We start from the raw sequence: 4662 nt of genomic DNA, 5'->3' as shown, positions 1-4662 counted from the left end.
AGGCTCGTGCACGGCATCGCGTTAGGGGCGTTTTCCGTATTGACCGGGGTTTCGGGCGGTGCGGTCGCGCAGGAGCCGGTGAAGATCGGCCTGATCACGACGCTGTCCACCGGCGCCGGCTATCTGGGCGACTAAATCATCAACAAATTTTAATGCAATGGAACTTAGTCCAAAGCCTAAATCTATTAAAAAATTTATGAGTCCAAAAGGTATAGCAGGTATTTTTACAGATTGTTCTTTATCAATTACAGAAATTTTTAATTTAGAAGCTCTCTTTCTAACGGTATCATTTTTTACATCAATCTTTTTTATCATTTTGATTGCTTCTTTGCATTCTATTTTTCCATTATCCAATTGGTTTAATATCATTTTAATATTATTTTTCAAAAGAACCCCTCCCAATACGGCAAATTAAAATACTTATTAATTAAATAATAATAGTAATTAGGGTATAATAATTATGAATTTAATTTTAAAATTTTATTGTCTTTAATACTATAATAATATTAAAGTTTAAAAATGTCAATAGTAATATTAATAATATTAATTAAAACATTAAATATATTAATTTTCAATTTAAAATTATTTATTTCTTTTTCTATTCTAATTATAGATATTATTTATAGTAGTTCTAGTTACTATTAAAAATACTCATAGTTATCTATGGTAAAAGAGTAGTATAATATATTTGTAATATAAAAGGAGGTTTTATTGATGAGTATTGAAGTAAATGCAAAAGGACAAGCTTGTCCAAAACCAGTTATTATGACTAAAAAAGAACTGGATAATATAGCAGAAGGTGTAATAACTACAATTGTTGATAATGAAGTGGCAAAAGAAAATGTTTCAAAACTTGCAAAAAGTTTAGGATATGATTATAAAGTTGACAAGAAGAGTGATAACGAATACTATGTACACATAACCAAAGGTGAAGTTTCAGAAGAAGCAAATGTATGTATACCAGATACATTTAAGGATATGACTATAGCTTTTTCATCTAATACTATGGGAAGTGGCTCAGAAGAATTAGGTAAAATTTTAATGAAATCCTTTATATATACTTTAACTGAAGCAGCTCCTTTTCCTTCTACTTTAATTTTTTATAATGGAGGAGTTCATCTAACTTGTGAGGGTTCAGAGGTATTAGAAGATTTAAGAAAATTAGAAGATGAAGGTGTAGAGATTATCTCTTGCGGAACTTGTTTAGATTATTTTGGAATTAATGATAAACTGAAAGTTGGAGAAATATCTAATATGTATACAATTTATGAAAAGTTAAAAAATCCAATGAATACAATTACAATAGGATAGGAGAGTATGTTATAATGAAGGAGAGACAGTTTGGAGTTATTACTTTTAAATCTACTCACTATGCAATAAAAGGGGATTTAGTTTTTAAAAACAAAGATATGAAGTATCGAACTATACCAACTCCAAGAGAAATAACTCATAGCTGTGGACTAGCTATTAAATTTGATTTAAAGGATATAGATTTAGTAAAGAATATAATACAAGATGATGAATTAGTTGTAGAGGGCATATTTGAACTAATAAAAAATGATGAAGGATATAAAGCTAGAAAACTAAATTAGTACAAGGTGGTTAATATGGACAGGGTATTAAGTTTTATAGAACAATTTTTAAAAAATGAAAATGGAGATTTAAATGTACTGGGCAAAGGATTAAAGATAATTATAGTATTTATAGTTATAAAAATATTGATCAAAGTATCTTATGTGATAATAGATAAAGCTGTAGATAGCAGAAAAAGAAGACTATTTTCTATTGATGAAAAAAAGATTAATACCCTAACTGCTGTATTGAAAAATATTATTAAGTATATAATCTATTTTATAGGCACAGTCATAATATTGGATATGTTCAATATTAATACCAGTTCAATTTTAGCTACTGCTGGAATTGGTGGTTTAGCTATAGGTTTTGGAGCCCAGTCTTTGGTGAAAGATGTAATAACGGGTTTCTTTATATTATTTGAAGATCAATTTTCAGTAGGGGATTATATTACAATAGATAGCTATGAAGGAATAGTAGAAGAATTAGGAGTCAGGGTAACTAAATTAAGAGATTTTTCTGGAGAACTTCATATAATACCTAATGGTAATATAAATACGGTAACTAATAAAACTAGAGGGGCTATGCGGGCTCTTGTAAATGTTAGTATAGCTTATGAAGAGGATATAGATAAAGCAATAAAGGTATTGGAGGAAGTTTGCAATAAGCTAAAAGAGTCTAATGCAAGCATCGTTGAAGGGCCTACTATATTAGGAGTTTCTGATTTAGGAGATTCTGGTGTAGATATAACTATAATTGCAAAAACTAAGCCTATGGACCAATGGAGCGTGGAAAGGGCCCTTAGAAAAAATATCAAAGAAGCCTTTGATAAGGAAAATATAGAGATACCATATCAAAAAATGGTTATAATTGATAATAAATCTTAGGAGGATTACTTATGGTGTTAAAATATGAACTTGGCGATGTTGTGACTTTGAAAAAGCCTCATCCTTGTGGAGAAAACAAATGGGAAATAATGAGAACAGGAGTAGATATTAAGTTAAAATGTTTAGGATGTAGTAGACAAATTTGGATACCTAGAATAGATTTTGAAAGGCGTGTAAGAAAAATTTTAGTTGATGATAAATGGATAAGTATTATTCATTACAAGGGAAAAGAGGATTTAGATTAAAAAGGTTATTTTCTGGATTTTTAAACCAGAAATAACTTTTTTATATTAGACAATTTCATCTTTTAATAGTAAACTATAATTGATAGCATTAATTTATTAGTTAGTGTGAAAACGTTTTTAAATAATAGGAGGTGTCTTTAATGGCTTTAAATTATGCAAAAAGGATGGACAATATTAAAGCATCTGAAATCAGAGAGTTGCTAAAGCTTACACAAAGACCGGAGGTTATTTCTTTTGCAGGTGGATTACCAGCACCAGAGTTGTTTCCTGTTGAAGAATTAAAGAAGGTAACCAAAGAGGTATTAGAGGAAAATGGAACAGCTGCATTACAATATGGACCTACAGAAGGATATGAACCATTAAGACAAAGAATTGTAGAAAGAATGAAAAAAGTAGATGTTGATGTTACTGCAGATAATATTTTGGTTACAAGTGGTTCACAACAAGGATTAGACTTTGCTGCGAGAATTTTTATTAACCCCGGAGATGTAATTATCTGTGAAAGTCCAAGTTATCTAGGGGCGATAAATGCTTTTAAAGCTTATGAGCCAAAATTTGTTGAAGTAGAAACTGATGATTATGGAATGATAATGGAAGATTTGGAATTAGCTCTTAAAGAAAACGATAATGCGAAGTTTATCTACGTCATACCAGATTTCCAAAATCCATCAGGAAAAACTTGGTCTGAAGAAAGAAGAAAAAGACTAGTAGAATTAGCAAATGAATACAATGTGGCAATATTAGAAGACAATCCATATGGAGAACTTAGATTTGAAGGTGAATTTCTTCCAGCTGTTAAACATTATGATACAGAAGGTAGAGTAATATTTTTAGGTACTTTTTCTAAAATATTTTGTCCAGGACTTAGATTAGGTTGGGTAGCTGCTGATGAAGAAGTACTTAATAAATTTATAATGGTCAAGCAGGGGGCAGATTTACAATCTAGCACCATATCCCAAATGGAGGTAGCTAAGTTTTTAGAAACGTATAATATAGAAGAGCATATTGAAAAGTTAAAGAAAGTATATAAAAAGAGAAAAGACTTAATGATAAAGACTATGGAAGAAGAATTCCCAGAAGGAGTTAAATTTACAAATCCAGAAGGCGGATTATTCACTTGGGTGGTATTACCAGAACATATAAATGCAAGAGAATTAGCTGCAAAGGCTTTAGAAAAGAACGTAGCTTTTGTACCAGGAGGTTCTTTCTTCCCTAATGGTGGCAATGAAAATACATTTAGAATGAACTATTCCAATATGGATGAGGAAAGAATAGTTGAAGGTGTAAAAAGATTAGGAAAAGTAATAAGAGAGGTTATTTAATAAAAGCTCCCTAGTATACTAGGGAGCTTTTAAATAGGTAATTGTATTTCTATTTCCGTACCTTTATTTAATTTACTAGCCAATGATATTCTGCCATTGTGATATGCCACAATATGTTTTACGATGGATAGACCTAAACCGGAACCACCTACTTTTTTAGAACGGCTTTTATCTACCATATAAAACCTTTCGAACACTTTATTTTGCTCTTCTTCTGGAATTCCTATACCAGTATCTTTTACCCTGATTATACAGAAATCTTTTCTTTCTTCTAACGATACATGGATTATTCCCTTAGGCTTATTATACTTAATAGCATTGTCTACTAGATTGTATAATAAATCTTTAATCATCCGTTTGTTGGCATCAATAGTTATATCTCCAGCTGTTAGACTTAAATTTAGTCCCTTATTTTTTGCAGAAATTGTCAATTGAGAAATTACTTCCTTAGCAATATTGGATATATTTGTAGTTTCCATAGTCTGACTTTCTATTTCATCTTCTATATGAGTCAAGTGGATAATGGAATCGATTAATTCTAATAATCGAGTACCTTCTTTTTGGATAATATTGGCGAATTTAATGGTGTCTTCCTTACTTACTTCACCAGTAGATAACATTTCAGCAAATCCATTT

General features: G+C 30.3%; 7 protein-coding genes. 5 read left to right on the top strand and 2 right to left on the bottom strand.

Features of this window, described 5'->3' with window-relative positions; translation table 11 throughout:
* Positions 1–21: 21 nt before the first annotated feature.
* Entirely contained in the window at positions 22–387 is a 366-nt protein-coding gene (locus VK998_RS01730; protein WP_325224800.1) for a hypothetical protein, read from the bottom strand.
* Between the two features lie 327 nt (positions 388–714).
* On the opposite strand from VK998_RS01730, the gene yedF reads away from it, so the two are divergent.
* The 5 genes from yedF to VK998_RS01705 all read left to right on the top strand — a co-directional run bounded on the left by yedF (position 715) and on the right by VK998_RS01705 (position 4026).
* The gene (gene yedF, locus VK998_RS01725; protein ID WP_325224797.1) at positions 715–1311 is read left to right on the top strand and encodes a sulfurtransferase-like selenium metabolism protein YedF; all 597 of its coding nucleotides are present in this window, start codon (positions 715–717) and stop codon (positions 1309–1311) included.
* A gap of 14 nt (positions 1312–1325) precedes the next feature.
* Positions 1326–1592 (top strand): putative Se/S carrier protein, encoded by a 267-nt coding sequence (locus VK998_RS01720; RefSeq protein ID WP_325224794.1) that lies wholly within the window; start codon positions 1326–1328, stop codon positions 1590–1592.
* Positions 1593–1607: 15 nt separating this feature from the next.
* Positions 1608–2459, top strand: a complete 852-nt coding sequence (locus tag VK998_RS01715; protein ID WP_325224791.1) for a mechanosensitive ion channel family protein — start codon at positions 1608–1610, stop codon at positions 2457–2459.
* Between the two features lie 14 nt (positions 2460–2473).
* Positions 2474–2704 (top strand): DUF951 domain-containing protein, encoded by a 231-nt coding sequence (locus VK998_RS01710; protein ID WP_325224803.1) that lies wholly within the window; start codon positions 2474–2476, stop codon positions 2702–2704.
* A gap of 140 nt (positions 2705–2844) precedes the next feature.
* Positions 2845–4026 carry an aminotransferase-like domain-containing protein gene (locus tag VK998_RS01705; RefSeq protein ID WP_325224788.1) on the top strand — a complete coding sequence of 394 codons (1182 nt, stop codon included), beginning with the start codon at positions 2845–2847 and terminating at the stop codon, positions 4024–4026.
* Between the two features lie 29 nt (positions 4027–4055).
* Here VK998_RS01705 and VK998_RS01700 read toward each other — a convergent pair.
* A partial coding sequence (locus tag VK998_RS01700; protein ID WP_325224785.1) for a sensor histidine kinase occupies positions 4056–4662 on the bottom strand: 607 nt, incomplete at its 5' end.

Source organism: Schnuerera sp. (genome assembly GCF_035459645.1).
In the GTDB taxonomy this organism is placed as follows: domain Bacteria; phylum Bacillota; class Clostridia; order Tissierellales; family Tepidimicrobiaceae; genus Schnuerera.
The sequence above is the reverse complement of the archived record's forward strand: the minus strand, read 5'-3'. Positions and strand labels throughout refer to the sequence as shown.

Bases quoted from the DNA above. Each gene is read 5' to 3' on its own strand.
- VK998_RS01720 (WP_325224794.1), top strand. From the start codon at position 1,326: ATGAAGGAGAGACAGTTTGGAGTTATTACTTTTAAATCTACTCACTAT.
- yedF (WP_325224797.1), top strand. From the start codon at position 715: ATGAGTATTGAAGTAAATGCAAAAGGACAAGCTTGTCCAAAACCAGTT.
- VK998_RS01715 (WP_325224791.1), top strand. From the start codon at position 1,608: ATGGACAGGGTATTAAGTTTTATAGAACAATTTTTAAAAAATGAAAAT.
- VK998_RS01705 (WP_325224788.1), top strand. From the start codon at position 2,845: ATGGCTTTAAATTATGCAAAAAGGATGGACAATATTAAAGCATCTGAA.